Raw genomic sequence first — 26,464 nt, 5'->3', positions numbered from 1 at the left:
CACTGGATTCCAGACGTAAAATGATACTGTTTACATATACAGTGCTTTGACGATAACCTACGGTGAAACGGCAAGAAAACCTTTGCAATCAACCCACCGCTTTAACAGCTAATTATACGAATGAGTTCATATATCACCCATTCGTAAAACTCCATTCAAACGCGCTCAAAAGAACAAAATTTTCTTAAAAAAAACAGACTCTTGAGCACCAATTACCACGGCTACCGCCGGAGTTATACGCCCTCTTTTGAGCCACTCCCGCTCCCGCCATGGGCGTATAATTCCGCCCTTCCTGATGCAGCTTTCAAACCCTATCAGATAGTTAGCATCATTTCCCATGTCATATTTGGAGTTTTGCGAATGCGTTCGTATAACTCCGCTAATAGGCATTCGATACCGTGGTAGATGCCGCATACGCCAGCCTAACCATACCGAAAATGAAACAAGCATAGCCGGAGCCACTGAAGAAGCCTATACCAGCTCCACCCCGTCGGTTACCGTCATATCACCGCGCAATACGAAGCGGTCGCCCGAATACCTAACACCAGCGAATGCGGTCATAAAAAAAGCCCGAAGCGCAAACTCCGGGCCTTCCTGTTTACCTGTCAATCACTCACTTCAACCGCATTTGCTGTCGCCACAAGACAAGCAAGTCGCACAACCATCCATCACAATCACCGCCTTGGTGCTGCACTTGCCGCACATGGTGGAGTTGGGCGGGAAGTCGCCGGCTTTGTCGTCGTTGGTGGCTTTGGCGTTGTTGGCTTCAAACTCGGCACGCTTTTCGGCGAGGATGCGCTTGGTGGTTTCACTCATTTCCTCGCTTTCCATCAGGCCTACGGCCTTCAGGTGCTTCTCGATAACCGCGCCGATTTCAGCCACCAGAGACGGCATGAACACGCCGCCTTTCTTGAAGTAGCCGCCGTTGGGGTCGTATACGGAGCGCAGTTCTTCCACCAGGAAGGTCAGGTCGCCGCCTTTGCGGAATACCGCAGAGATTACGCGGGTGAGGGCGATTACCCACTGGAAGTGCTCCATGGATTTCGAGTTGATGAACACTTCGTACGGCTGCCGGCTTTCGTGGTCTGTGTCTTCGTTCAGCAGGATGTCATTAATGGTGATGTACATCGCGTGCTCAGCCACGGGCGGCTTGATCTTGTAGGTGGTGCCTACAAGAAAGTCTGGCCGCTCGATGTACTCGTTCATTTTAACGAGCTGGGTTTCCGGTTGTGCCGGTGCCTGCTGTTCACTGGGTGCGCTGGTGTCGGCTTTCTTAACCCGGTAGCCGACGATTTTGTTGCTGATTTTCACTGTCATGTCTTTTGTCCTGTGTCGGTGTTCCGGATCAATACTTTCCGTAGGTGCCTTCTTTAAGCGCGTCAAACAGGTTGGCGGCGGTGTGCATCTCGCCATCGTACTCTACCTGTTCGTTGCCTTTCAGCTCCACTTTGCTGCCGTCGTCGAGGGTGAACTCGTAGAGGGTGTTTTCAAGGTCTGTTTCTTTTACCAGTACGCCCTGGAAGGCTTCCGGGTTAAAGCGGAAGGTGGTGCAGCCTTTCAGGCCCATGTCGTAGGCGTAGAGGTAAATGCTCTTGAAATCCTTGTAGGCGAAGTCGGTTGGTACGTTCGCGGTTTTGGAAATCGAGGAGTCTACCCATTTTTGCGCGGCGGCCTGGATGTCTACGTGCTGCGCCGGGCTTACGTCATCCGATGTGGTGAAGTAGCTGGGCAGTTTTTTGTCTTCTTCGTCTGAGAAGGGCATGGCACCGGGGTTAACCAGGTGACGGTAGGCCAGCAGCTCGAAGGAGAACACGTCGACTTTTTCTTTGGTCTTGCGGCCTTCGCGAATTACGTTACGGGCGTAATGGTGCGAGAAGCTTGGCTCTATGCCGTTACTGGCGTTGTTGGCCAACGACAGGCTGATGGTGCCGGTCGGTGCAATGGAGGTGTGGTGGGTAAAGCGGCCACCTTTCTCTGCCAACTGTTCAACCAGTTTGGGGTCAACCTTGGCAATTTCCTGCATGTAGCGGCTGTACTTGGCGTGCAGTACGCGGCCTGGCAGTTTGTCGCCAAGCTTGTAGCCGTCTTTCGACAGTTGCGGGCATTTGCCCATCATTTTCGGGGTAATTTCAAAGTCTTCGTTCATGATCGGGGCTACGCCTTTCTCTTCTGCGAGAGACAGCGACTGGCGCCAGCCTTCTACGGCCATTTCACGTACAACGTCTTCTGTGAACTGCACAGACTCTGCCGAACCATAAGGCATGCGCAGCATGGCGAGGGTTGAACCCAGGCCCAGAATGCCCATGCCGTGGCGGCGCTTGTTGGTAATTTCGTGCCGCTGCTCGGCCAGGGGCAGGCCGTTGATTTCTACTACGTTGTCCAGCATGCGGGTGAAAATGCCCACAACCTTGCGGTACTTTTCATAGTTGAAGCTGGCTTTATCAGTGAACGGGTAGTCCACAAACTTGGTCAGGTTCACAGAGCCCAGCAGGCAACTGCCGTAAGGGGGCAGGGGCTGCTCGCCACAGGGGTTGGTGGCGCGGATGTCTTCACAGAACCAGTTGTTGTTCATCTGATTGACCTTGTCGATCAGGATGAAGCCAGGCTCTGCGTAGTCGTAGGTGGAAGTCATGATGGTGTCCCAGATGAACTGGGCTTTCAGGGTGCGGTAGATACGGCACGCCACCTTGCCTTCTTCGTTGACTACGTAGCCGTCCAGTATTGGGAAATCGCGATACACGAACTGGCTGGGGTCGTTGAGATCCAGGCCTTCTTCTTCAACTTCCTTCTCGGTAACCGGGAAGGAGAGGTGCCAGTCGCTGTCGTTACGAACGGCTTCAATGAAGTCTTCGGTGATCAGCAGGGAAAGGTTGAACTGGCGCAGGCGGCCGTCTTCACGCTTGGCCTGGATGAAATCGATGACGTCCGGATGGTGAACATCAAACGTGGCCATCTGGGCACCGCGGCGGCCACCGGCAGAAGACACGGTAAAGCACATGCGATCGAAGATATCCATGAACGACAGCGGGCCGGATGTGGTCGCGCCAGCGCCGGCTACGTAAGCACCTTTGGGGCGCAGGGTAGAGAATTCATAACCGATACCACAGCCTGCCTTGAGGGTGAGGCCTGCTTCGTGGTTTTTCTCCAGGATGTCGTTCATGGAATCCTGAACGGAACCGGATACGGTGCAGTTGATGGTAGAGGTTGCAGGCTTGTGCGCTTCGGCCCCGGCGTTGGAGGTAATCCGGCCAGCGGGAATGGCGCCATTCTTGAGCGCCCATGCAAAGTTCTTCATGTGCTCGGCGCGCACATTTTTGTTCTCCACCTGCGACAGAGCAACGGCAACGCGGTGATAAGTGGCGTTGATGTCCTTGTCTACGGCTTCGCCTGTTTTGGTTTTCAGCTGGTACTTGCTGGTCCAGATGTCGAGCGAAGTTTCCTGCATCGGAATCGATGTAACCACTGCCTCTGCCTTAGCGTTCATTGCTACCCTCAATCTTCAAGTATGTCTGTTGTCTGTCGATGGCACTCTTTCGGCGGTGCCATATCCCTGTAAAACGTTGCAAAACCTGCGCTCGCGCTCTTGCATTCAAGGCTGTTGTTCAAACCACTATATATAGTGCACGTGTAAAGCCGGGAAACTGCTGCGTTCCCCGGTGATCGCACTCTAATCAACCCTGATCACACCCTGTTTGAGGGTGCCTGCGCGGCTCTGTCCGCTTGTGCACCTGCCTTGCTGCAGGTGAGCTGTGAAGTCTCTGGCCCTATATGTGGGCTTATTTTCGAAGAGTATAACAGGATATAGTGTTTTGTGAATTTAAGTGGAACTATTGATAAGCTGCTTCTGGCAAAGAAAATCAATGAGGAAATGGCTTGCAAGAATGAAAACAGCCGCAAATCCGGGGCTTGGGCCGGGAAGTTCATAATCACTACATATTGTGATCAAAAATTATACGGAAATACGCGGTTTTGTTGCCAGGGTCACATGATTTGTGACATCTGCACGTACTCGGAATACACGTGTCGCTAAAGTGCTGGTGTGGCGTCGAATACCGAGGTGGCCCACAGGATGTGATAACAACGATAACAAGGAACATAACAATGAAAGGCCTGAAACCTACATTGCTGGCGCTGTGTATTGCTGGGGCTCCACCTGCTGCCATGGCGGAGATACAAAGCCTGGATGATTTCGTGATGGGTAACATCACGGGGCAGGTGGGTGTGAGCATTGAGCTTGAAACAAAGATCGATATTGGTCGCTTCCTCTATATAGATGAAGGCGCCCTGGCCATAGAGAACATCAGTATCGGAGGTGCCGAGAGAACGAACTTCTTCGGGTTTAACGGGATTGGCGGGCCGTCTGCCAATGACCGTTTGGACAACATCCGCATTGATATTGATGTGCTGGCTGATGGCGATGCTGCCATCAATATTGTGCCGACAAACTTCGCTGCGGTGGATTTCCGGATTACCACGGGTGCCTGGTATCTGTCGGCTACTGACGGGAGCAACAATTACACTGATCTGATTGATAACTTCTTTGCAGAAGGCTTGATGGGGCGTGGCTCGATCCATATCGATACCGGATCCGACGTTATGCGCGTCAGAACGGCATTCGCGATTGAAACCATGCAATTTGATGTGCCGTTCCTGGCAATTGGCGTTCGCGGCATGCAGATTACCGGTGCTGATTACGACCGTACTTTCCCGAGCCCGCTGGATTTGTTTGCTGAGGTGGATCTCTATATTTATGAAGGTGCGCGGTTCTCTAACGGCGCTTCGTCTCTGGCGATTGATATGCCATCGTTCCGTGCGGACGTTGGGATAGATGAGCTGATTATTGGGCAGCAGTCAATTGGCAGTATTTTTGTAGACGATCTGGCGATCACGGATACCGCAATGCGTATCTACGGTCACTAGGAAAGATTGGTGCAGTAAGAAAAGCGGGAGCCACCAGGCTCCCGCTTTTTCGTTAACTGAGCAGCAAGCTGTCGTCATCCACGGAAAGCCCGCGCTGCTTTTCAAACAGCTCCAGCAGGTCCTTTACTTCCAGGCCTTCGCGATCCTTGCCTGCAATATCAAACACCACCTGGCCCTGATGCAGCATTACCGTGCGGGAGCCAACTTCCAGTGCCTGTTTCATGCTGTGGGTCACCATCAAAGCGGTCAGTTTCTGCTCTTCAATGATTTTTGTGGTAAGCGCGAGCACGAAGGCGCCGGTTTTCGGGTCCAGTGCTGCAGTGTGCTCATCCAGCAGCAAAATGGCAGATGGGGTAAGGCTTGCCATCAGTAGGCTCACGGCCTGGCGTTGACCGCCGGAGAGCAGGCCCATCTTGTCACCGAGGCGGTTTTCAAGCCCGAGGTTCAGGGAAGAGAGACTTTCCCGGAACTGGTCCATGTACTGCTTTTTTACCGCCGTACTCAAACCACGACGCTGGCCGCGCTTGATAGCAAGCGAAAGGTTCTCTTCAATGCTCAGGCCTTCACAGGTGCCAGCCAGAGGGTCCTGAAACACCCGCGCCACTCGGTCTGCCCGTTTATGGGTAGGCAGCTTGGTCACGTTCAGGTTGTCGACAACAATGGTGCCGCTATCCACGATCACTTCGCCCGCCAGAGCGTTCAGGAAGGTGGACTTGCCGGCGCCGTTACTGCCAATCACGGTAACAAACTCACCCTGATTAACTGTAAGGCTCATGCCCCGGAGAGCGGGGTTTTCCAGCGGCGTGCCTTTACCAAAGGTAAGCCGCAGATCGGTTGCGCTGATCATAGTGCCTCCTCAGGCTTTCTTGCGTGTAAGTTTGCCAACCACGGAACTGCGGATACCGGGCAAGACAATGGCCAGGGTAACCAGAACGGCGGTTATCAGGTTCAGGTCCTGCGCTTGCAGACCAAGAAAATCTGCGTTCAGGGCGAAGGCTATCGCCAGGCGATAGATAATGGCACCAACCACGCAGGCGATCAGGGCACGCACAACCGTTGAGGGTGTGATCACGGCTTCGCCACCAATCAGCGAGGCCAGGCCGATAACGATAACGCCCACACCCATGGTGACATCGGCTGCGCCCTGGCTTTGTGCAAACAGTGCGCCGGCGAGGCCAACCAGGCCATTGGATACTGCGACACCCAGAATGATCATGGCGCCGGTGGCAATGCCTTGGGCACGGGCCATTCGGGGGTTGGCACCGGTGGCGCGCATGGCGAGACCGGTTTCAGATTTCATGAAGCGCCAGAGCAGTATCAGGGACGCGAAGATCACAATCACAAACAGCAGCACCGGCACCTGATGATAGGGCAGGTCCAGCGAATACCAGGGCGTAAGTACCGTGTCTTCGCCAAGCAACGCTATGTTCGGTCGGCCCATAACCCGGAGATTGACTGAGTACAGGGCAATCATCGTGAGGATAGAAGCAAGCAGGTTCAGAATCTTCAGTTTTACGTTAAGGATGGCGGTTACGGCACCGGCGGCCATGCCGGCGAGCACGGCGCAGCCCGTTGCCAGCCAGGGATCCCAACCGTCAATAATGAGAACGGCTGCAACGGCAGCGCCAAGCGGAAAGCTGCCATCAACGGTCAGATCGGGAAAATCGAGTACGCGAAAGGAAAGATAGATAGCGAACGCAACCAGGCCGTAAATAAGGCCGGTCTCGATTGCGCCATAAAGTGCAATATCACTGAGCATGGGTAAGGTTCACCGTGAAATAAAAACGGGCGGGCTCTTTATAGGTATTCAGAGCCCGCCCGTGTAGGTCTGGCGTTACTTGTCGCTTTTTACGACTTCTGCGGCTTCGGCAATCACATCATCCGACAGGGTGATACCCATGCGCTCGCCCGCTTCGGGGTTTACGAACAGGTCGAGCTTTTCCATGGTCTCTACGGCCATATCGCCCGGCTTTTCGCCTTCGAGGATGCGTGCAACCATTACGCCAGCCTGGCGGCCGTGATCGTAGTAGTCAAAACCCATTGCGGCAACGGCACCACGGGCAACCGTAGCCGTGTCGGCTGCAAAAACCGGGATCTTGGCGCGTTCGCCGACGGAAATGACCGCTTCGGCAGCGCTGATAACCGTGTTGTCGGTTGTCAGGTAAATGGCATCTACCTTGCCCACCAGGGAGCGGGCTGCGCCCAGCACTTCGGAGGTTTTTGTGGCAGCACCTTTAACCAGTGTCAGCCCGCGTGCCTGCAGGCGCTCATCAAGCAATTCGACCAGTGACACGGCGTTGGCTTCACCGGGGTTATAAACGGTGCCAACGCGCTTGGCGCCAGGAACCACGCGCAGCAGCATGTCCAGGTGCTTATCGATGGGCAGCATGTCGCTTACGCCGGTAATGTTTGCGCCCGGGGCCTCGGCATTCTTTACCAGTTTTGCACCAACCGGGTCAGTTACGGCAGCAAACACTACGGGTATGTTGCGGGCTGCAGCAGCAACTGTTTGTGCAGAAGGTGTTGCGATAGCCACAATCACGTCGGGGCTGTCGCCGATAAATTTGCGGGCAATCTGGGATGCGATGGCAGAATTCCCCTGAGCGCTCTCATGCATAACCTTCAGGTTGTCACCTTCTGTATAGCCCCGTTCTGCCAGCTCATCTTTTACGCCCTGATAAACAGCATCCAGCGCCGGGTGTTCAACAATCTGCGTAATGGCGACAACACGTGGCTCTGCAGCCTGTGCAAGACTTGCCACTGCCATTAAAGACGCGCCCAAAAGGGTGCGCAGGGTTTGCTTGGCCATATGCCCATCTCCGAGGTTTGTTGCGGTAGTTGCAGTGTAAGGTGCGAGAGTTTATCACAGCCCCGCTGTTCAGGTGGTAGAGCATGTTACCTTGGAGCTGGCCTGATTGGTTATTCCCTTGGGGAGTTTCTGATCGGGTGGCTCGGGTCACGCTTTGATGAACGATAATGTGTTGAAATACCCTACTAAAGTCTAAATAATGCCGTTATAAATCAAATAATGAAAACAAGGAAGGTCCATGGATACAACAAACAAACTTCCCCTGGATATGCTTTATCACTGGGAGAGCGCCAAGGCGAACTCGCTGTATATGACCCAGCCAATCGGTGATGGCAAGGTAGAGGAATACACATGGGGCAGGGCTGTAGGTGAAGCTCGCTGTATAGCCTCGTACCTGAAATCTCTGGACCTTCCTGAAAAAAGCCGCATTGGCCTGATTTCCAAGAACTGTGCACAGTGGATTATGGCGGACTGGGCAATCTGGATGGCCGGGTATGTGTCTGTCCCTTTGTACCCGACGTTGAATGCCGACACCGTCAACTATGTGCTGAACCACGCCGAGTGCGATGTTCTGTTTGTAGGCAAGCTGGATGACTGGGACATGATGAAGTCCGGCGTGCCTGAATCTGTTCGCTGCATTTCCTTCCCGCTGAGCCCGCCCAACGAGTTTGAAACCTGGGACGATATCGTTGCCAGATTTTCGCCGCTTGAAGAAAAGGTTGAGCGCGATGCCGATGAGCTCGCGACGATTGTTTATACCTCGGGCAGTACCGGCAAGCCGAAAGGCGTCATGCTGAGTTTCCGCAACATGGCATTCGCTGCAGCGGGTGGCATGGACGTTCTGCAGGTAGGCCCCAATGAACGCATGCTTTCTTACCTTCCGTTGGCGCACGTATTCGAGCGAACCTTTGTTGAGCTGGCGTCCTTGTACGCAGGCTTTCACCTCTTCTTTGCGGAATCCCTCGACACCTTTGTGGAAGACATGAAGCGCGCACAGCCAACCCTGTTCCTCTCGGTGCCCAGGCTGTGGGTTAAATTCCAACAGGGGGTTCTCCAGAAGCTGCCGCAGAAGAAGCTGAATACGTTGCTGAAGATCCCTGTGGTGAGTGGGCTGATCAAGAAAAAGGTCCTCAAGGGACTCGGGTTGGATAAGGTCAAGCTGGCCGGTAGTGGTTCTGCGCCGCTCGCCAGCGATGTGCTGGATTGGTATCGCAACCTTGGCCTGGAGTTACTTGAAGGCTATGGGATGTCGGAAAATTTTGCTTACTCCCACATCAACAAGCCGGGGCGTTCGCGTACCGGTTATGTGGGTGAGTCCATGCCGGGTGTGGAAACGAAAATCAGCTCTGAGGGTGAGATTCTGGTCAAGAGCCCCGCCACCATGGTGGGTTACTACAAAGACGAAGAGAAAACCCGCGAAACGTTTACCGACGACGGCTTCCTGAAGACCGGCGATAAAGGCGAGATTGATGAGCTGGGCCGCCTGAAGATTACGGGCCGGATGAAGGAGATGTTCAAAACGAGCAAGGGCAAATACATTTCCCCAGCGCCCATTGAGAACCGCCTGATGGCGCATCAGTCAATCGAGATGGTGTGTGTGTCCGGGGCCAATCAGACTCAGCCCTTCGCCATCATCCAGCTGGCTGAGGGAATACGGCCGAAAGCCGGTGATGGAGGCTTCCGAAAGGAACTTGAAACGAGTTTCGCCGAACTGGTAACCAGTGTGAACAAAACGGTAGATCCTCACGAGCAATTGGCCTTTGTTATTATCGTCAGTGATGAATGGACGATCGAGAACAGCTTCCTGACCCCAACGCTTAAGCTCAAGCGAAACGTTGTGGAAGACGCCTACGAAGGTAAGGTTAACGAGTGGTATGCGAAGCGCCAGAAGGTTCTCTGGCAATAACGCAAAAGCTGTTATTCATGCTCAGACCAGGCCCGGCTACGCCGGGCTTGTGTCGTTTCAGAGCAGACGTTAGTCGCATTGGGGAAAGCGGGTAGCGCGCCTAGAATTAGCTTATATCAGGAGGAGTTTATGACTCAGCTTTCCGCATTCCAGAGGCGCATACATGAGGAAATTCCGCTTTCCCGTGCTCTCGGAATTGAACTGCATTCGTGGGACGGCAATGCTTTGCTTGTGAGTGCGCCGCTTGAACCCAATCGCAACCATCAAGGCACCGGCTTTGGTGGCAGTGTGTATTCAGTTGCTGTAACCGCAGCCTGGGGGGTGACGGAATTGGCGCTTGCCGATCTTGGTTTGAAGGGCAGCGTTGTAGTGCAGACAGGCAGCATTGATTATCTTGAGCCGGTTAGTTCAGATTTTTACGCCATCTGCCGGTTGCCGGGGGATGAAATTCCTGAGCGCTTCAGAAAGAGCCTGGCAAGGCATGGTAAAGGGCGGTTGGATCTGACGACTGAGGTGTTCTGCGGCGCGCCTAACAATCTGCCGCAGGGTGATCCGGTTGCAGTTTTTCAGGGTCGGTTTGTGGTTCAGGATGCCCGCTCACGCATCACGCCTCAACTTTAAGGCGGGTATCAGGCCATAGAGCGGGTGCTGGATATTGACCGGCTCATAAGAATAATGGGAACAATACCTGCCAGCACAATGATGAGAGCCGGCAGTGCGCTGTGATACAGGCGCTCATCAGAGGCAAACTGGTACACATAGGTAGCCAGAGTCTCAAAGTTGAAGGGCCGCAGTATCAGTGTGGCCGGCAACTCCTTCATACAGTCCACGAACACCACCAGTGCAGCGGTAATCAATGTTCCGCGAAGCATGGGCAGGTGCACCTTCACCAGCGTTTTACCGGGGCTGTTGCCCAGGGATCGGGACGCCATATCCATGCTTGGCGTGATCTTCTGCAGAGCGCTTTCTACGCTGCCGGCAGACACCGCCAGGAACCTGACCGTGTATGCAAACACGATGGCGAAGGCCGAGCCACTCAGTAGCAGGCCAGTGCTGAAGCCAAAGTAATCCCGCATCAGGCTGTCCAACCAGTTATCAAAACCTGCCAGAGGCACAATAACACCCACTGCGAGCACGGCGCCCGGCATGGCGTAGCCAAGGCTTGAGAGGCGCATGAGCACCTGCATGCCGCGGGTGTTGTGAAGCCTGCGGCTGTAGGCAAGAGTGACACCGATCAATAGTGTGGTCAGAGCGGCTGTTCCTGAAAGAAACAGGCTGTTAAGGGTGTTGCGCACAAAATCCGGGTTCCAGCTTTCATCAAAGTATTCCCAGGCATAGACGCCGAGAGTCACCCCGGGTATTACGAAGCCGAGTATTACCGGCACCGCGCAAACGGCGACGCAGATCAATTGCCGGGGGAACGACATGGTAAAGCGGTGGATCGGATCGCGGTTGTCCCTGGCTGCGAACTGCTGTTGCCGCCGCCGGGAGTAGCGTTCGAGGGTGACAAGAATAACCACGAATACCAGCATGGTTGTCGCTATCTGTGCTGCACCACCCAGGTTTCCGAGGTTCATCCAGGTATCGAACAGGCCGGCGGTGAGTGTCTGCACGGCAAAGAAGTCGACGGTGCCGAAATCGTTCAGCGTCTCCATCAGCACCAGTGAAAGGCCTACGGCAACGGCTGGTCGGGCGATGGGCAAAACCACTTTGAAAAACGTACTCAAGGCCGAATGGCCAAGGCTGCGGCTAACTGCAAACAGGGAAGGCGACTGCTCAAGGAAAGCTGCGCGCGCAAGCAGGTAAACATAAGGGTAGAGCACCAGGCCGAGCATCAGCGTGGCGCCTTCCAGGCTGCGAATCTCGGGGAACCAGTAATCAGCAGCGTTTGCCCAGCCGAACAGGTCTCTCAGGGCACCCTGAACCGGCCCGGCATAATCCAGAAGGCTGGTGTAAACATAGGCAATCACATAAGCCGGCACCGCAAACGGTAGTAGCATTGCCCATTCAAAAAATTTGCGGCCCGGAAACTCACACATGGTGACTGCCCAGGCGGTAGACAGGCCGATAACCAGCGTAATGGCGCCAACACCCGTCATGAGTTTCAGGGTGGTAACCAGGTAACGGGGCAGGGTGGTTTCCAGCAGGTGCGGCCAGATGTTTTCGTCAGGGAAAAAGGCCAGAAAAATAACAGACAGAACGGGCAGAGCAACGATGGCTGTGGTGAGGATGGCGCTGAACAGCCAGCGGCGGGAGGTGCGCTTTGCCAGCAGGGGCTGGGTAAGCCCGGGGTTAACGCTGGTCGCAGCCTCGCTCATAGGGTTCCTGTCATTGGATTAAAAAGGGGGTCGATTGTAGTCAGCTCAAATGGCCGCTGCAATGACTGGAATCATTTGTGGGGTTGATAAAAGGAGAGAGCGAGGGCGGCATCGCCACCCTCGCTGAGGCACTTACTCGCCGTCGTAGTCTACACGGTCAACCAGTTTGACTGCCGCGTTACGGTTTTCCGAGATAACTTGCAGCGAAAGGCTGTCCGGGTGGACCTTGCCCCACTCCGCAACCAGCCCGGTAGGCGTTACGTTCGGGTTTGCAGGGTATTCGGTATTAGCCGTGGCGTAGATACCCTGGGCTTCCGGAGACGACAGGAATTCCATCAGCTTGATGGCGTTATCCTTGTTTGGAGCGCTTTTGGTCAGCGAAATACCGCTGATGTTGATGTGGGTACCCCGGCCATCGGCATTCGGGAACACCAGGCGAACTGCTTCTGCCGCCGGGCGCTGGCTTTCATCCTGCAGCATGTTGCCGTAGTAGTAGCTGTTGCCGATGGATACGTCGCATACGCCTTCTGAAATTGCCTTGATCTGGTCGCGGTCGCCGCCTTGGGGTTTACGGGCCAGATTGTCTTTCACGCCCTGCAGCCAGGTTTCAGTTTCGGCTTCGCCATGGTGCGCGATCATTGAGGAGATCAGTGCAATGTTGTACGGGTGCTTGCCACTGCGGGTACAGATGCGATTATCCCATTTGTCGTCGGCCAGCTGCTCGTACGTGGTGATTTCACCCTCTTCCACACGGTCTTTGGAGGTGTATATAAGGCGGGCGCGGGTTGTAAGGCCAAACCACTTGCCATCCGGATGGCGCAGGTTTTCCGGAACGTTTTCTTCCAGCACATCGTTGTCGACACCCTGAACCAGATCCCGCTCAACCAGTTCGTTGAGCCGTGAGATGTCCACGGTCATTACAACGTCTGCCGGGCTGTTGCGGCCTTCGCGTTCCAGACGCTCAGCCAGACCCTGTTTGGCAAATACTACGTTGCTCTTGATGCCGGTTTCTTTTTCAAACGCATTCAGCAGTGGCTCAAGAAGATACGCCTGGCGGTAGGAGTAGATGTTAACTTCGCCGTCTGCAGAGGCAGCGAGGGGGAGAGCGGTGAGGGCAATTGCCGCTGTTGCGGCGAGTTTCATACGCATGGTGCCATCCTTCGGTGATTGGATCGGGTTTGCGCCTGTATTCGTAGATGATATTCACAGGCGACTCAAAACGCCAACCATTCTCATTTGTGTTTCGCGTGAAGTCAATATTACCTTTGGGATACATGAGGCAAAGTGGTGTTATTCTCTGAAATGCTCTATAAAATAATATCTCCAATAAAAACATGCGCCTTCAGCAAAGCAGTGGAATTTCGCCAATGGCAGTAGATGATCGCAGGGAGCACTTTCGCACAGCGATGAGTGCCAAGGTAAAAGTCACACATGAGCAGCTTGGGGAGTTTGTTTTCTCGACCCGGGATATATCAGACGGTGGTGTTTTCATTGTTGTGGACAATGAGCCGTTCACGCCCGAGCTGGGAGACAAAGTAAAGGTTCAGGTGCAAGGGTTGCCCGTGGAGGCACCGGTGCTGGATATGGTAGTTGTTCGAAATACTATCGATGGTTTTGGTTTCCAGTTTGGCGACTCATGATTGCCTCAAGAATGGTCAGATCCTGCAAAAGCACTTCCTGCCTGTTGGCTTTAGCCGGGCTGCTTATGATTCAGTCTGGCTGTGCTACTTATTATTCTCATTACGCTATGTTCCCTGCCGAAAACTCCCGGGGAGAGCCAAGAACAATCCGTTTGTCCTGGCACAGTGCCGAATACCCCGGCTGGTGGTTTGCGGCTGACCGGGCCACCCCGTTAACCCTTGAAACCCAATGCAGTGAACGAGACTGGCAGCTTTACGACAGCAGCCACGCCGAGGCCGGACAGTGTGGCGAGGGTATCCGTGCCTGTGCAGTGAGCGGACGTGACCGGGTGGTTGCGAGTGATGATGCGGCGCACTCTGATGACCTGTGCATGAGTGTGAATCCTTCCGATCCCGGTGCCCGAATTGCCGATATATCCGGGCAGCTGGAGCTACTGGTGGCCTGCGAACCGGTTTCCGCTATAGAAGGCGAGGGGAAGGGTGAGGTGAATGTGGATTACATCCGCGCATCGGCAGTGCCCTACACGGTATACACTCGCAAGACGCCGCGTGGTGCGCTGGAAGCTCGCCCGCCAAAATTTGATCGCTCTGCGTGTGGCGCTGACTGATTGAGAGTGAACAAGAGTGATGAGGTTCAGTCTTTCAATGTGACACAGGTCACATTGATACAATTTGTTTCGGGCTGAAGGTTATCGTTACGGTTTGTCTTGGTCGCGTTACTCTTGGCTACGAAATTGTAATGGACTATTCCCGTTAATCATTTAAAAATGATAGACATCGAAAATGCGTATTCAGGAGGGAAGCGTGGGCGTCTGTCAAAGGAAAATCGCGGTACATGATCTGGTGGTTGGCATGTTTGTGTCCGATCTTGATCGGCCGTGGCATCAGACACCTTTCCCTATTCAAGGGTTCCACATCCGTTCCCAGGACGATATTCGTGCTTTGTTGGCGCACTGCAAGTGGGTCTTTGTCGATATTGCGGAAACCCGGGATCCTGTTGAGTCTACCAAAATTGTTCGTTCGACCTTCGGCACAAAAAGCCGACGCGGAGGAGAAGGCAGGGAAGAGCTGCACCTTCCTCCGCTCAGTATTCGGGAGCCTGTCACCTATCAGACGGTCACCACGCTGAAACGGGAAATGAAGACGTCGCAACATCTGCTGGAAGATGCAGGTATTGCGCTTGAGGGCCTTTACGAATCCGTTGCCACTCAGGAAATACGGGACCTCCGGCCGGTCGCTGCAGTTATCAATAAAATGGTGCGCAGTGTCATCCGCCAACCGGATGCGTTGCTCTGGTTGAGCCGTATAAAGCAACACGATGATCATGTTTACCGGCATGCACTCAATACGTCTGTTTGGGCGCTCGTTTGCGGGCGCCAACTGGGATTGAATGAAGGCTTGCTGAATCACCTCGGCCTGGGTTGCCTGTTATCCCAGGTTGGCAAAACCAGATTATCGGCTGACCTGCTTAGACGGGAGGGGCAGCTTGGCCCGGAAGAATATGCTCTTTACCGTACCTACGTTGAAAAGGGTATGGCAATGCTCGAAGACAGCGGTCTTTCCCGGGCGGTTCTGAGTGTTGTGCAGGGCCATCGTGAACGACACAACGGCTCGGGTTTTCCAGAAGGTATTCGTGGAGACAGAATACCGCTGCTAGCCAAGATTGCTGGGCTTGCGGAGTTTTTTGAAACACTCATCGAACCCAGAGAACGTCTTGCTGAGCCGATGACACCGGCAAAAGCTGTGACCCTGCTCTACGATATGCGAAACATTGAGTTTCAGGGGGATCTGGTAGAAAGCTTTATCCGCGCGATAGGTATTTACCCAACGGGTAGCCTCGTCGAATTAACAGATGGCCAGCGCGGCATTGTGGTTTCTCATTCCGCTGAACGCCGTTTGTGGCCGCGTGTAATGGTTATGACGGACCGTTCCCACGCTCCGTTGAAGGCCGCCAAGGTTGTTGATCTGGCAAAGTACAACGAAAGCCGCGCAGCGGCAGAAATTCTTGCCATCAAGGAATGCCTTGCCCACGGAACCGCGGGTCTGGACCCTGCTGGTTACGACGTAACCGGTGCCGAGTCGCGCTGGAGCTTTTCCCGTTTGATTAGTCGATAATTACAACCCGAAGGGTTTTCCGCACCCAGCGGTAAGTTTTTTCTGGCGCAAAACTGATTACGATCTCGGACTCACCGCCGGCCAGCCCGGCCACGAAGTATTCCACGTTTGCTGTTTGCCAGTTATAGGAATGCAAAGCCACATCTTGCGGGCGGGTTGTTATCGCCTCCACATCTGATAGCTCAGCACTGCCTCCGATGCGACGTATTTGTACCTGCTTGATGCTGGTGTCGGCATCAGAGTGCCTGGCTATGTAGTTGTCCAGATAGAAGCGGTTTCCAACGATGGTGGTGATGGCGTTCAACTCCCGCGTCAGATACCGCCGGGCATCTTCTGCATCCACTTCTTCCATGGAACGAATCGCCTCAAGAATTCGCTGTCTTTTGGCCTGCAAATCCTGTTTGTAATCAACGTCCGGATCCCAATCTTCATCGTTTTCAGGGCGCTCAGGCGCGTTGTTGATGGCGTCTTCGGTTGGAGGCTCTTCGCATAACTCATCTCCTTCCGGATAAAAGCAAATAGCGGCAAGGAGCTGGTTGGCGGGAGACGGGTTATTGCCGCCTGCGTTAAACTCGGTTTCGCTGACTGTAAAATCGATAGGGTTGGTGAGATTGGGTAATGCTGCGTTCAGCTGTTGAATAACCCGGTTTCGAATCTCGATACCGGTGCCTTCCCGAACGTTTTCAGTCCAGTTCAATGCGATGAGAAAGCGGACGAGATTGGTTACCGGTATGCGTGTAATAAGCTGTTGCTCGGTAATCGTATGGGTGCTGAGGCCTTCATCGTCAACAGAGGGTGTTGCGAGTTGTGCCCGGGTATCCGGTGAGAACTCAAGCGGCGTTACCCATTCCTGTGCAGGAACACCTTCTGCGATGAGCAGGTCACCAACCCGGAGGCTCAGCGTTTCCCCCGGGTAGTACTGAAACTGGCCGTAGGCATTTGTTTTGCCGGACTGGCTCGCTGTCTGGTAGGACAACCCGCTGATACCCAGGGCGTTCACTTTTCCTGTGCTCGTATCATGACCGTTACCGTCGCTGTCGCCGCCGCAACCAGAAAGAAGCGGGCTTATAAAAAGTGCAACCAGAAACGCTTGGGGCAACGTAAGCAGTGGGCGGGTGTGGTGAGCGGCAGCCATGGTTCGTTGTACATTCCCTGGGTTCGGGCCGTGCCAGCAGTGGCAGTGGGCGGCCAATTGTAAGTTGTTGTAACCGCATTATAGGGAGCCGTACCGGGCTATATCGGGATACCTGTCGCAGTTTGCAGATTTGCCGGTACCTGCAAAGCCGAACTCAAGCCTTGAAAAAAACGTAGGAGCCTCAATAAATGTGTGTCTCCTGAACATCGCTTTTTCGAATCGGAACCTGTTATGACCAATGCGCTGGAAATTGAGGGGCTTACTAAAACCTATGGCAGTGGGTTCGAAGCTCTCAAGGGAATCGATCTTCAAGTGGCGCAAGGTGATTTCTTTGCTTTGTTGGGCCCGAATGGCGCCGGCAAATCTACTACGTTGGGCATTGTGTGTTCTCTGGTGACCAAGTCTGCCGGCAAGGTGAGCGTGTTCGGCTACGACATTGATACCCACCTTTCTGATGCCAAACTCCACTTGGGCGTTGTGCCCCAGGAGTTCAACTTCAACCAGTTTGAGAAGGTGTTTGATATTGTCACCATTCAGGCTGGGTATTACGGGATTCCTTTGAAGAAGGCAGCCGTCTCTGCTGAAAAATACCTGAAAAAGCTCGGGCTCTGGGATAAACGCAATACACCGGCTCGGATGCTGTCTGGTGGCATGAAGCGAAGGCTGATGATTGCCCGCGCCCTGGTGCATGAACCTAAGTTGTTGATTCTGGATGAGCCTACGGCCGGCGTGGATATTGAGCTGCGGCGTTCCATGTGGTCGTTTCTGGAGGAAATGAACCGACAGGGCACCACCATTATCCTGACCACGCACTACCTGGAAGAAGCAGAAGCTCTGTGCCGGAATATCGCCATTATTGATCACGGCCGTATTATCCGGAACACCAGTAAACGGGAATTGCTGCAGCAGCTCAGTCTTGAGACGTTTCTCCTGGATTCGGATGCGGCACTGGAGCGAGCACCGGAACTGGACGGTTTCTCATGCCGCCTGGATGATGAAGGTGTGCTTGAAGTGGATGTCCACAAAAGGCAGGTGCTCAACGATGTGTTCATTCAGTTGCAACAGCAAGGGATAAAAGTGGTCAGTATGCGCACCAAAGCAAACCGGCTGGAAGAATTGTTTATCCGTATGGTGGAACAGAATGAACCGGCTGCAGAAGCGGTAACGGAGGGCAGAAAATGAGTGCTCATGCGCTGTTCACCGCTTACATCACGATTGTGTTAAGGGAAATTCGCCGGTTTACCCGCATCTGGCCGCAGACCCTGCTGCCACCGGCTGTCACCATGACGTTGTACTTTATCATTTTCGGAAATCTGATCGGCTCCAGAATTGGTGAGATGGGCGGTTTCGACTATATGTCGTTCATCGTGCCAGGGCTGATCATGATGGCTGTGATTACCAGCTCATACGCCAACGTGGTGTCGTCTTTTTTCTCCATGAAGTTCCAGCGCAGCGTAGAAGAATTGCTGGTATCGCCAGTGCCCAACTGGATTATCCTTGCGGGCTATGTGACCGGGGGTATGGCTCGTGGTTTGGGAATAGGGGTAATTGTCACTCTGTTGTCGCTGGCGTTTACGCGCTTGCAGATTCATAACCTGCCTATGGTTGTGGTTACCGTGTTTCTTACCTCTGCATTGTTTTCGGTAGGCGGTTTTATCAACGCGCTGCTGGCCACCAAGTTTGATGATGTGTCCATTGTGCCGACGTTCGTTCTCACACCGCTTACGTATCTTGGCGGCGTATTTTACAGCATCGATCTGCTGCCTGAATTCTGGCAGGGCGTGTCTATGATCAATCCGATTCTGTATATGGTGAATGGTTTCCGGTTTGGCATACTCGGTGTTTCTGATGTAAATCCGTTTGTGTCCCTTGGTATGATTCTCTCCTTTATAGCTGTGCTTTCCTTTATTGCGCTTAAGTTGTTGGCGCGCGGGAAGGGCATACGCCACTGATGTCAGGAAGTACTATGGCCCTCGATAATGCACCGCTTGGCAAAGCCAGCGATTACCCGGATCGTTATGATCCAGCTCTGCTATTCCCGGTGGCGCGTGAAGAAAACCGCCGCCGCATTGGGCTTGAAGACGGCCGCTGGCCCTGGTTTGGGGGCGATCTCTGGCAAGCCTGGGAAATCTCCTGGCTGCGCCCTGGTGGAATACCGGATCTGGCCTGGGCGGAAATCCGGTTTCCGGCAGCCTCGCCGTCAATTATTGAGTCCAAGTCACTCAAGCTGTACCTGAACTCTCTGAACCAGACGGTGTTCTCGTCTGCGGATCAGGTTGCTGAAACCATCACAGGGGACCTGTCCAGTGCCAGCGGCGCTGCGGTAAACGTTCGCTTCCTGAGTGTTGACGATTCGGATACTGCCATCGGGCGCCCGTCAGGCTATGAGTTGATTGATAACGAGCCGGTTGAAGATGTGGTGTATGACTATGCGCCGGAGTCGCTGAACGCATCCGGCCCTGTGGTAACCGAACAGCTTTGTTCGCACTTGCTGAAAAGTAATTGCCCGGTGACTGGCCAGCCGGACTGGGGCACGGTGCTGATCAGCTATACCGGATCTGCTATCGATCGTGCGGGGCTACTGAGATATATCGTGAGTTTTCGACAGAAGCAGGATTTTCATGAGCACTGCGTAGAAACACTGTTTACGGATCTGTTGAACCGGTGCAAACCGCAAAGCCTGACAGTCTGCGCTCGTTACACGCGCCGTGGCGGTCTGGATATTAACCCGTGGCGCAGTACAGAGCCTGAAGAGCAGGTTGGCCCACGATTGATTCGCCAATAAAGGTCATTCGCGGGCGGAATCTTCTTCACGCCGCAGACGGTCTACGGCGTCTTCCAATGCGCAGAGGATACTGTGGCGCTCGCCCTCGGTGATCTTGTCGGAATCAAGATACATAGCGAAGCCGCTGTGCTCGTGCTCCATAAAGCTCCGGTTCGGGCCCATATCCCTGCGGAAATCCACAACCTCGTAAATGGGCACAGGTTTGCCGAAGCCTTTCACCGTAATTTCGCCTTTGTCACGGCACATGATCCGGTCTTTGATCAATGAGAAAGTCTCGTAGGAAACGAGGATCTCTCCCGGTTTGGCTAGGGATTCCAACCGGCTGGCCAGGTTCACTTCTTTGCCGATAATAGTGTAATCCATGCGGTTTTCAGCGCCAAAGTTACCCACGGTTGTGTAGCCGGTGCTGATGCCCATGCGGATTTCGAGTGGGGTTTTTATGCCCTGGCTGCGCCATTTCTGGCGCATGATTTTCATGTGCTTGCGCATATCGATGGCCATGGATACACAGGCAAACGCATCTTCCCGCTGGCCGCGACTGGTGGGGTCACCAAAGAAAATCATGATGGAATCGCCGACAAATTTGTCGATGGTGCCGCCGTACCTCAGGGCCACTTCGGCCATTTCGTTGAAGTAGTGGTTGAGCAGTTCGGTAAGTGCTTCCGGCTCCATTTCTTCTGAAAGCTCGGTAAAGCCTTTTATGTCGGAGAAGAAAACCGCGAGCTTTTTGCGTTGGGTTTCAAGGCGAACGTCCCTTTCCCCGGTAAAGATGGATTGCCATACCTGAGGTGAAAGGTACTTTGAAAGCTTATGGGAAAGCGCAATGGATTGTTCGCGCTGGTTTTGTATCTGGGTTTTTGCCAGCATGAGCGCGCGGGCCTGCTGATGCGAATAAAACGCCGTAACGCAGATGTAAAGACCCGTAGCTAAAATGGACAACATGCTGGTAAGCAATGGCGACTGGAATGAGTCTGCGGGGCCCAGCACGGCGAAGAACACCAGAATAGTAGATGCCATAAAGGTGGAACTGATCAGCCACTGACGGATGCCGCCAATGATCAGGCCGCTGAAGATCAACATCAATGCTATTGAAATCGACGGAATGGCAACCAGCCCAATGCAGCCTATCAGGCCACCGCCAATAACACAGTCGGCCGTGAGCATTTTCTGGCGAATGCGGGGAGAGTTTCGCAGAAACGTACGTCGGGTAAGCAAGTGTGCAATATGCGGCCAGATCAGTGCGCCGCCAATCAACCAAAGATTCCATTCCTGGAATGCGCCCTGCAAAACGCCCACAGCGATAATGACGGCAGCTGACGTGTAAGCCAGCAGGCGCCCGTTGTAGTCTGGCATTGGGGGGATGACAACCGGACTGTTCAGGGCCTCGGAAGCGAGAGACTTTCCTACGCTGGTGCTGGCATTGCGCAGATCTGCCGGAGCACTCATCATGTACGCTGATCACTCATTGCGCTGGAACCGTATAGTTTTATTTGTGTTATGAAGAGCAGTTTTGATAGTACGACTAAAGGTTAACAGCATTACGTAGAACCCACAATTCACTGGTCTTGTTCGAGTAGTACCCGACCAGAGTTCAGCAGACGGAAGTTATCGATATGAGTTCAGTCACTGACTTTTTGCTCAACAGGGCATCTGAGCCACGGCTGGAAGCCCCGGCTCCCGATGCCTCAACACTTGACCGGGCCTTCGCCTGTGCCGCTCGCGCACCGGACCATGCCTTGTTGCGCCCGTGGCGTTATCTGGTGATCGAAGGTGATGGCCTGAACGCCTTGGGTGAGCTGCTTGCCGCTGGTTACTCTGATATGAGGGGTAAGACCGACGAAAAGAAGCTGGAGGTAATACGCAATAAAGCACAACGTGCTCCAATGATTATTGTTGGCATTGCGGCACCCAAAAAGCATCAAAAGGTACCCGAAGTTGAACAGATACTCTCAGCCGGAGCGGGTATGAGCTTTCTTGCGTTGGCATTACAGGATGCAGGTTTTGGGGTTATGTGGCGCACAGGCGAGCTGGTCTACAATCCGGTGGTTTTGAAAGGGCTTGGCCTCGAAAAGGGGGAGTCTGTCATCGGTTTTCTCTACACCGGCACCGTATCGTGCACCAAACCCGCAGTTCCCAGGCCGGAACTGGCCGAGTTTGTCGCCCGCTGGCCGTTGTAAGGAGCAAGTTGTTTCCCCGTTGTTTCAGCGGGGGAAACAGCTTGCCGCTTTCACCTGGATTTGCCGCTCCTTCCCCTGCATCCTTATCTCGCCCCCACCAGTAACACCTGCCTGGAACGCCCGATTTCAAAGGGCTTTCCAAATCTGGCATTAGCATTGCTTTAGTTCTGCCATAGAACCAATCCGGCAAGGCTTCAAGCCGCCGGTGACAGGATTTCGGAGGTTGTATGGCGATCACTTTTGATAAAGCTCTTGGCATTCACCAGCACGCGCTGGAAGCCAGGGTAAAGCGAGCTGAAGTTCTGGCGAATAATCTGGCCAATGCCGATACACCGGGCTTCAAGGCCAGGGACATGGATTTTCAGGCCATGATGCAGAAAGCCCAGGACAGCATGAGTGGTTTCGGCATGGAGAAAACCCACTCAGGCCACATGGACACCTCCGCAGGTGCCGGCGATTCGGATTTGCTGTATCGGGTGCCGAACCAGCCTTCAGTTGATGGCAACACGGTAGATTCCCAGGCAGAGCAGACCCGGTTCATGCGTAACGCGATGGACTATCAGGCGAGTTTTCAGTTTCTGAACAGCAAATTTACCGGCCTGACCAAAGCCCTGAAAGGCGAGTAATCCTCGGCTCCACGAATAGTGAAGGAGAATCACCATGTCACTGGGCAACATTTTTGATATCGCCGGTTCCGGCATGACCGCGCAGTCGCTGAGGCTAAATACGACAGCTTCAAACATTGCTAACGCAGAGACGGCGAGTTCCAGTACTGACACAACCTATCGTGCCCGGAAGCCGGTTTTTTCAGCGATTCAGCAATCGATGCTGAACCCCGGTCAGCAAGCGTTTGGTGTTCAGGGCTCAGAGGGTGCAGGCGCCGGTGTTCGTGTTGAGGGCATTGTTGAAAGCGAAGCAGAACTGCAAATGCGCTACGAACCCAATCATCCTGCGGCCAATGAAGACGGCTACGTGTTCTACCCTAATGTGAATGTTGTGGAGGAGATGGCAGACATGATGTCTTCCTCAAGAAGCTTTCAGATGAACGTGGACATTATGAACACGGCCAAATCCATGATGCAGCGCATCCTGACTCTTGGTCAGCAGTAACGGGGCGAGGATTGAACCATGACTGTAGTTAACGCAACCGAAGCCACGGATGCACTGAGCGCCTACCGGACCCAGCAGGCCAGTCCCAGCGCTGACAATGAACTCGGCAAGAACGAGTTTATGGAATTGATGCTGGCACAGCTGAAAAACCAGAATCCTTTGGAACCTCAGGACAACGGTGAGTTTATCTCCCAGCTGGCACAGTTCAGCTCGCTTGAGGAAATGCAGAGTCTTTCTGCTTCCGTCGACGATGTGGTCGGGCAGTTCCGTTCTACGCAGGCACTGCAAGCTTCGGCGATGGTCGGCAAGACCGTTCTGGCCCCGTCTGAAGTCGGTATTCTGGGTGCCGAGGGAGAAATATCCGGCAACATTGAGGTTCCGGCATCAACCGGTGGTGTGCGCCTGTCTATCGCGAGTGCGAGCGGTGAGCTTGTTCGACAGATAGACCTTGGTAGCAGTTCTGCGGGAGTCAAGGCGTTCAGCTGGGATGGTAGGGATGGCAACGGCAATAGCTTGCCGCCAGGCCCATACCGGATTGTGGCTGAGGCTTCATATTCCGAGGGTAGCTTGCAACTTCCGACTCTTGTCAGTGCCAACGTAGACAGTGTGTCACTAGGGCAGAACGGGTCGGTTACCTTGAATCTGGCGGGCATGGGTTCCATTGCGCTGTCCGATGTTCAACAAATCAATTAATACCGGTGTCAGACCAGAGGTGAATCATGGCTTTTAATATAGGGCTCAGCGGCCTGCGGGCGGCAGCGGTGGATCTGGACGTAACGGGCAACAATATTGCCAACGCCAGTACAGTCGGATTTAAAGGTAGCCAGGTACAGTTTGGCGACCTTTATGCCAGTGGCTTTTTGAGCGGCGGGTCCAATCCAATTGGCGGTGGTGTCAGCGTTCAGGATGTAAAGCAGACGTTCAGTCAGGGTAACACCAGCTTTACCGACAACGGTCTGGATATGGCGATCAATGGTGATGGTTTCTTTGTTCTGAATAACGGTGGTGAAACCCGTTATTCGCGGGCGGGCCAGTTCACTATTGACGATAACGGTTTTGTTGTGAATAACCAGTCCATGCGAGTCCAGGGCTATACCGCTGATAGTAATGGGAATCTTTCCGGTATTCGCGGGGATCTGGAGATTGCTGTCGATAATCTGGCGCCGCGTCGTACCACTGAACTGAGCTCTGATCTGAATCTGGATTCCCGTGAGACGGTGCTTGAGTCGCGGGTGCGCGATGTGGGGCCTCTCGCGTTCGGAGACATCAGTGGCGAGCAGTTCAGTGTTGCATACGCCGATGGAACGCCCGACTATTCTGTCGATTTGACCGGTTTGACGACGGCACGGGAAATTGCGGGTGCGATCACGAATGCGCGCGGTCTGAGCGCTTCTGCCACGACAACCGCACAAATTGCCGATACCACGAATGTGCCACCGGCTCCCGCTCTGACTGGTTCTTATATTGCAGCCGCACAAACATCGGGTAGCTTTGCGTTTAGTCTCAGTGTTAACGGCGCACCGCTTCAGCTGGATACCAGCAATGTGAACTCACTTGAGGAGCTGCGCGACGCAATTAACAGCTCAAGCGATACGGCAATCTCGGCGTCCATCGTCGATGACGGAACCGGTAACGATGTACTGCGGGTGATTCATAACCAGGGCGAGAACCTCCAGTTCAGCTACGGGAACGGGGATCCGTCGCAATCGATGAGCGCTCCCAGCTCTGTTTCAGGTGATGTGAACGTGACTGGTGACAGGACCATCACGGGCCTTACGGCGACAGGGGGTTCCGGTACCAATTTTGTAGACGAGTATGCTCAGTCGCCTATTCGTATAACCAACGAGTTCAATCCGCTGGATCAGCGCACCTACAACCATGCCACTTCAACCTCAATCTTCGATAGTCTGGGTAACTCTCACGAACTGACTCAGTTCTTTGTGAAAGAACCGTCCCCCGGGAACGGTGTGGGCGTCAGTGAGTGGTCTGTGTATCTGCAGATTGATGGCGAAATGGTTGCGGGTACGGATACCGCGCCCTTTACTGCAAGGTTCGATCAGGATGGCGCGCTGCAGTCTGTAAATGGTGATCCCAACGGTGAAATTCTGGTGACCGACTGGGTTCCGAAGGATAAGGCCGGCTTGCCTAACGGTGCCGACGGCCCGCCGGCCGCCGGAGCAACAGTGGTAACTCCCATTCCGGAACCACCAACGACATCTGCTTTTGTGGTCAGTCTTGGGGATACTACGCAATACGGTGCGGCTTTCGGTGTTGAAGATCAGAGCCAGAATGGCTACACCACAGGCCGGCTTTCCGGGCTTGATGTCTCCAGCGAAGGCGTGCTTTTTGCCCGCTATACCAACGGTCAGTCCAAAGCCCTGGGGCAAGTAGCACTGGCAGCGTTCGGCAATACTAATGGTTTGTCACCGGTAGGGGACACCAGTTGGGTTGAGACCTTTGAATCCGGACAGCCGATTATTGGCAAGCCGGATACTGGAACCCTGGGCAGTATCAAGGCGAGTTCAGTTGAAGAGTCCAACGTGGATCTTTCTGCTGAACTGGTAAACCTGATCATTGCCCAGCGCAATTATCAGGCGAACGCGAAAACAATTGAAACCTCCGATGCGGTCACACAGACCATCATCAATCTCCGCTAAACGTCTTTGATATGAATGTGGCATGACTCCTGCAGGAAGACTGGAAACAGTCAAAATTCCGGCAGGAGTTTTCCCATGGACAAAGCACTTTTTATCGGTATGTCCGGTGCAAAGCAGAATATGCTTTCCCAGCGTGCCCATGCCAACAACCTGGCCAACGTAAACACCACCGGCTTCAAGAAAGACTTTGCCCAGGCTCGCAGCATGCCCGTGTTTGGGGAACATCATCCCACCCGTGCTTACGCTATGGCGGAGCGCCCTGGCACCGATCTTTCAGCCGGTGCCCTCATGCAAACCGGTCGAAAAATGGACGTCGCCATAGAAGGCGAGGGCTGGCTGGCAATTCAAAACAACCTGGGCGAAGAAGTTTTTACGCGCTCCGGCAGCTTGCAGATTGATGTGAACGGTCTGGTGCGCCTTGCCAGTGGCGAAATGGTTCTGGGTAATGGCGGCCCGGTTGCACTTCCTCCCTTTGATAATGTTCAGGTGGGTGCTGATGGCACCGTCTCCATCGTTCCCGTTGGCGGACCTCCGGATCAGCTGGTGGAGGTCGATCGTTTGAAACTGGTTAATCCCCCGCGTGAGGCGCTTGAGAAAGGTCTGGATGGCTTTATTCACCGCAAAGCTGATCAGGCGATTGATGGCGAAGAGCCCGCCGATGCCGCACTGCGTGTGGCCTCGGGTTTCCTTGAAAGCTCTAACGTGAATGCGGTGGAAGAAATGATTTCCAACCTTCAGTTGTCGCGTCAGTACGAAATGCAGGTGAAGGTTATGAGTACCGCAAACGAAAATTCCGAAGCAGCGGCACGTCTGTTGCAGAACCTTTAATAAATGTTGAAAACAAGGCCAGTCTGGCCAGAAGCGGCAAATTTTAGCCGCACGCCAGGCATCG

24 protein-coding genes are annotated in these 26,464 nt (G+C 53.9%); 15 read left to right on the top strand and 9 right to left on the bottom strand.

The genetic code is table 11. The annotated features are described in order from the left end of the window. Positions 1–618: 618 nt before the first annotated feature. Positions 619–1,317, bottom strand: coding sequence for a TSCPD domain-containing protein (locus FFI90_RS07090; RefSeq protein ID WP_144777156.1), 699 nt, complete (start codon positions 1,315–1,317; stop codon positions 619–621). A 28-nt stretch (positions 1,318–1,345) separates the two neighbouring features. Next, the gene (locus FFI90_RS07085; protein ID WP_144777155.1) at positions 1,346–3,484 is read right to left on the bottom strand and encodes an adenosylcobalamin-dependent ribonucleoside-diphosphate reductase; all 2,139 of its coding nucleotides are present in this window, start codon (positions 3,482–3,484) and stop codon (positions 1,346–1,348) included. A 617-nt stretch (positions 3,485–4,101) separates the two neighbouring features. On the opposite strand from FFI90_RS07085, the gene FFI90_RS07080 reads away from it, so the two are divergent. Continuing rightward, positions 4,102–4,920, top strand: coding sequence for a DUF6160 family protein (locus FFI90_RS07080; RefSeq protein WP_144777154.1), 819 nt, complete (start codon positions 4,102–4,104; stop codon positions 4,918–4,920). 52 nt (positions 4,921–4,972) lie between these two features. Here the strand turns inward: FFI90_RS07080 and FFI90_RS07075 are convergent, their stop codons facing one another. The 3 genes from FFI90_RS07075 to FFI90_RS07065 form a co-directional block, all read right to left on the bottom strand. Continuing rightward, a complete protein-coding gene (locus tag FFI90_RS07075; protein ID WP_144777153.1) occupies positions 4,973–5,767 on the bottom strand; it encodes an ABC transporter ATP-binding protein in 795 nt (264 codons plus the stop codon). Positions 5,768–5,776: 9 nt separating this feature from the next. Next, positions 5,777–6,679, bottom strand: a complete 903-nt coding sequence (locus FFI90_RS07070; protein WP_144777152.1) for an ABC transporter permease — start codon at positions 6,677–6,679, stop codon at positions 5,777–5,779. A 75-nt stretch (positions 6,680–6,754) separates the two neighbouring features. After that, positions 6,755–7,729 carry an ABC transporter substrate-binding protein gene (locus FFI90_RS07065; RefSeq protein WP_144777151.1) on the bottom strand — a complete coding sequence of 325 codons (975 nt, stop codon included), beginning with the start codon at positions 7,727–7,729 and terminating at the stop codon, positions 6,755–6,757. Positions 7,730–7,967: 238 nt separating this feature from the next. Between FFI90_RS07065 and FFI90_RS07060 the strand changes: the two genes are divergently transcribed. Continuing rightward, positions 7,968–9,635, top strand: a complete 1,668-nt coding sequence (locus FFI90_RS07060; RefSeq protein ID WP_144777150.1) for an AMP-binding protein — start codon at positions 7,968–7,970, stop codon at positions 9,633–9,635. 129 nt (positions 9,636–9,764) lie between these two features. Beyond that, entirely contained in the window at positions 9,765–10,256 is a 492-nt protein-coding gene (locus FFI90_RS07055; RefSeq protein ID WP_144777149.1) for a thioesterase domain-containing protein, read from the top strand. Positions 10,257–10,264: 8 nt separating this feature from the next. Here the strand turns inward: FFI90_RS07055 and FFI90_RS07050 are convergent, their stop codons facing one another. Continuing rightward, complete coding sequence (locus tag FFI90_RS07050; RefSeq protein ID WP_144777148.1) at positions 10,265–11,953, bottom strand: ABC transporter permease; 1,689 nt, start codon at positions 11,951–11,953, stop codon at positions 10,265–10,267. 132 nt (positions 11,954–12,085) lie between these two features. Then, complete coding sequence (locus FFI90_RS07045) at positions 12,086–13,102, bottom strand: Fe(3+) ABC transporter substrate-binding protein (RefSeq protein WP_144777147.1); 1,017 nt, start codon at positions 13,100–13,102, stop codon at positions 12,086–12,088. A gap of 218 nt (positions 13,103–13,320) precedes the next feature. Here FFI90_RS07045 and FFI90_RS07040 point away from each other — a divergent pair, with 218 nt between their 5' ends. The 3 genes from FFI90_RS07040 (at position 13,321) to FFI90_RS07030 (ending at position 15,708) form a co-directional block, all read left to right on the top strand. Beyond that, positions 13,321–13,593, top strand: coding sequence for a PilZ domain-containing protein (locus FFI90_RS07040; protein ID WP_144777146.1), 273 nt, complete (start codon positions 13,321–13,323; stop codon positions 13,591–13,593). A 152-nt stretch (positions 13,594–13,745) separates the two neighbouring features. Beyond that, a complete protein-coding gene (locus tag FFI90_RS07035; protein ID WP_246123376.1) occupies positions 13,746–14,201 on the top strand; it encodes a hypothetical protein in 456 nt (151 codons plus the stop codon). A 196-nt stretch (positions 14,202–14,397) separates the two neighbouring features. Further along, positions 14,398–15,708, top strand: coding sequence for a cyclic di-GMP phosphodiesterase (locus FFI90_RS07030; RefSeq protein WP_144777144.1), 1,311 nt, complete (start codon positions 14,398–14,400; stop codon positions 15,706–15,708). Here the strand turns inward: FFI90_RS07030 and FFI90_RS07025 are convergent. Beyond that, a complete protein-coding gene (locus FFI90_RS07025; protein ID WP_144777143.1) occupies positions 15,698–16,843 on the bottom strand; it encodes an organic solvent ABC transporter permease in 1,146 nt (381 codons plus the stop codon). The two genes, FFI90_RS07030 and FFI90_RS07025, sit on opposite strands and share 11 nt — an antisense overlap. Positions 16,844–17,074: 231 nt before the next feature. Here FFI90_RS07025 and FFI90_RS07020 point away from each other — a divergent pair, with 231 nt between their 5' ends. The 3 genes from FFI90_RS07020 to queF are packed head-to-tail and all read left to right on the top strand — an operon-like array spanning position 17,075 to position 19,628. Beyond that, positions 17,075–18,025 (top strand): ABC transporter ATP-binding protein, encoded by a 951-nt coding sequence (locus FFI90_RS07020; protein WP_144777142.1) that lies wholly within the window; start codon positions 17,075–17,077, stop codon positions 18,023–18,025. Beyond that, positions 18,022–18,795 (top strand): ABC transporter permease, encoded by a 774-nt coding sequence (locus FFI90_RS07015; protein ID WP_144777141.1) that lies wholly within the window; start codon positions 18,022–18,024, stop codon positions 18,793–18,795. Before FFI90_RS07020 ends, FFI90_RS07015 begins: the two co-directional genes overlap by 4 nt. Positions 18,796–18,809: 14 nt before the next feature. Further along, the gene (gene queF, locus FFI90_RS07010) at positions 18,810–19,628 is read left to right on the top strand and encodes an NADPH-dependent 7-cyano-7-deazaguanine reductase QueF (RefSeq protein ID WP_144777140.1); all 819 of its coding nucleotides are present in this window, start codon (positions 18,810–18,812) and stop codon (positions 19,626–19,628) included. A 3-nt stretch (positions 19,629–19,631) separates the two neighbouring features. Here the strand turns inward: queF and FFI90_RS07005 are convergent, their stop codons facing one another. Further along, positions 19,632–21,077 carry an adenylate/guanylate cyclase domain-containing protein gene (locus tag FFI90_RS07005; RefSeq protein WP_144777139.1) on the bottom strand — a complete coding sequence of 482 codons (1,446 nt, stop codon included), beginning with the start codon at positions 21,075–21,077 and terminating at the stop codon, positions 19,632–19,634. A 164-nt stretch (positions 21,078–21,241) separates the two neighbouring features. Between FFI90_RS07005 and FFI90_RS07000 the strand changes: the two genes are divergently transcribed. The 6 genes from FFI90_RS07000 to FFI90_RS06975 all read left to right on the top strand — a co-directional run bounded on the left by FFI90_RS07000 (position 21,242) and on the right by FFI90_RS06975 (position 26,400). Continuing rightward, entirely contained in the window at positions 21,242–21,805 is a 564-nt protein-coding gene (locus tag FFI90_RS07000) for a nitroreductase family protein (protein ID WP_144777138.1), read from the top strand. A 227-nt stretch (positions 21,806–22,032) separates the two neighbouring features. Further along, entirely contained in the window at positions 22,033–22,431 is a 399-nt protein-coding gene (gene flgB / locus FFI90_RS06995; protein ID WP_144777137.1) for a flagellar basal body rod protein FlgB, read from the top strand. A 34-nt stretch (positions 22,432–22,465) separates the two neighbouring features. Continuing rightward, positions 22,466–22,915 carry a flagellar basal body rod protein FlgC gene (gene flgC / locus FFI90_RS06990; RefSeq protein WP_144777136.1) on the top strand — a complete coding sequence of 150 codons (450 nt, stop codon included), beginning with the start codon at positions 22,466–22,468 and terminating at the stop codon, positions 22,913–22,915. Positions 22,916–22,933: 18 nt separating this feature from the next. Then, positions 22,934–23,608, top strand: coding sequence for a flagellar hook assembly protein FlgD (locus tag FFI90_RS06985; RefSeq protein WP_144777135.1), 675 nt, complete (start codon positions 22,934–22,936; stop codon positions 23,606–23,608). A gap of 26 nt (positions 23,609–23,634) precedes the next feature. Beyond that, positions 23,635–25,572: a flagellar hook protein FlgE gene (locus FFI90_RS06980; RefSeq protein ID WP_144777134.1), complete on the top strand. Its 1,938-nt coding sequence runs from the start codon at positions 23,635–23,637 to the stop codon at positions 25,570–25,572. A gap of 75 nt (positions 25,573–25,647) precedes the next feature. Next, positions 25,648–26,400 carry a flagellar basal body rod protein FlgF gene (locus tag FFI90_RS06975; RefSeq protein ID WP_144777133.1) on the top strand — a complete coding sequence of 251 codons (753 nt, stop codon included), beginning with the start codon at positions 25,648–25,650 and terminating at the stop codon, positions 26,398–26,400. Positions 26,401–26,464 lie beyond the last annotated feature (64 nt).

The sequence above is a fragment of the Marinobacter maritimus genome, from assembly GCF_007671675.1.
GTDB lineage: Bacteria > Pseudomonadota > Gammaproteobacteria > Pseudomonadales > Oleiphilaceae > Marinobacter > Marinobacter maritimus.
The sequence above is the reverse complement of the archived record's forward strand: the minus strand, read 5'-3'. Positions and strand labels throughout refer to the sequence as shown.

Bases quoted from the DNA above. Each gene is read 5' to 3' on its own strand.
- FFI90_RS07085 (WP_144777155.1), bottom strand. From the start codon at position 3,484: ATGAACGCTAAGGCAGAGGCAGTGGTTACATCGATTCCGATGCAGGAA.
- FFI90_RS07040 (WP_144777146.1), top strand. From the start codon at position 13,321: ATGGCAGTAGATGATCGCAGGGAGCACTTTCGCACAGCGATGAGTGCC.
- FFI90_RS07045 (WP_144777147.1), bottom strand. From the start codon at position 13,102: ATGCGTATGAAACTCGCCGCAACAGCGGCAATTGCCCTCACCGCTCTC.
- FFI90_RS07070 (WP_144777152.1), bottom strand. From the start codon at position 6,679: ATGCTCAGTGATATTGCACTTTATGGCGCAATCGAGACCGGCCTTATT.
- FFI90_RS06975 (WP_144777133.1), top strand. From the start codon at position 25,648: ATGGACAAAGCACTTTTTATCGGTATGTCCGGTGCAAAGCAGAATATG.
- FFI90_RS07080 (WP_144777154.1), top strand. From the start codon at position 4,102: ATGAAAGGCCTGAAACCTACATTGCTGGCGCTGTGTATTGCTGGGGCT.
- FFI90_RS07015 (WP_144777141.1), top strand. From the start codon at position 18,022: ATGAGTGCTCATGCGCTGTTCACCGCTTACATCACGATTGTGTTAAGG.
- FFI90_RS07090 (WP_144777156.1), bottom strand. From the start codon at position 1,317: ATGACAGTGAAAATCAGCAACAAAATCGTCGGCTACCGGGTTAAGAAA.
- FFI90_RS07020 (WP_144777142.1), top strand. From the start codon at position 17,075: ATGACCAATGCGCTGGAAATTGAGGGGCTTACTAAAACCTATGGCAGT.
- FFI90_RS06980 (WP_144777134.1), top strand. From the start codon at position 23,635: ATGGCTTTTAATATAGGGCTCAGCGGCCTGCGGGCGGCAGCGGTGGAT.
- FFI90_RS07000 (WP_144777138.1), top strand. From the start codon at position 21,242: ATGAGTTCAGTCACTGACTTTTTGCTCAACAGGGCATCTGAGCCACGG.
- flgC (WP_144777136.1), top strand. From the start codon at position 22,466: ATGTCACTGGGCAACATTTTTGATATCGCCGGTTCCGGCATGACCGCG.
- FFI90_RS07065 (WP_144777151.1), bottom strand. From the start codon at position 7,729: ATGGCCAAGCAAACCCTGCGCACCCTTTTGGGCGCGTCTTTAATGGCA.
- FFI90_RS07050 (WP_144777148.1), bottom strand. From the start codon at position 11,953: ATGAGCGAGGCTGCGACCAGCGTTAACCCCGGGCTTACCCAGCCCCTG.
- FFI90_RS07005 (WP_144777139.1), bottom strand. From the start codon at position 21,077: ATGATGAGTGCTCCGGCAGATCTGCGCAATGCCAGCACCAGCGTAGGA.
- FFI90_RS06985 (WP_144777135.1), top strand. From the start codon at position 22,934: ATGACTGTAGTTAACGCAACCGAAGCCACGGATGCACTGAGCGCCTAC.
- flgB (WP_144777137.1), top strand. From the start codon at position 22,033: ATGGCGATCACTTTTGATAAAGCTCTTGGCATTCACCAGCACGCGCTG.
- FFI90_RS07055 (WP_144777149.1), top strand. From the start codon at position 9,765: ATGACTCAGCTTTCCGCATTCCAGAGGCGCATACATGAGGAAATTCCG.
- FFI90_RS07025 (WP_144777143.1), bottom strand. From the start codon at position 16,843: ATGGCTGCCGCTCACCACACCCGCCCACTGCTTACGTTGCCCCAAGCG.
- FFI90_RS07075 (WP_144777153.1), bottom strand. From the start codon at position 5,767: ATGATCAGCGCAACCGATCTGCGGCTTACCTTTGGTAAAGGCACGCCG.
- FFI90_RS07060 (WP_144777150.1), top strand. From the start codon at position 7,968: ATGGATACAACAAACAAACTTCCCCTGGATATGCTTTATCACTGGGAG.
- queF (WP_144777140.1), top strand. From the start codon at position 18,810: ATGGCCCTCGATAATGCACCGCTTGGCAAAGCCAGCGATTACCCGGAT.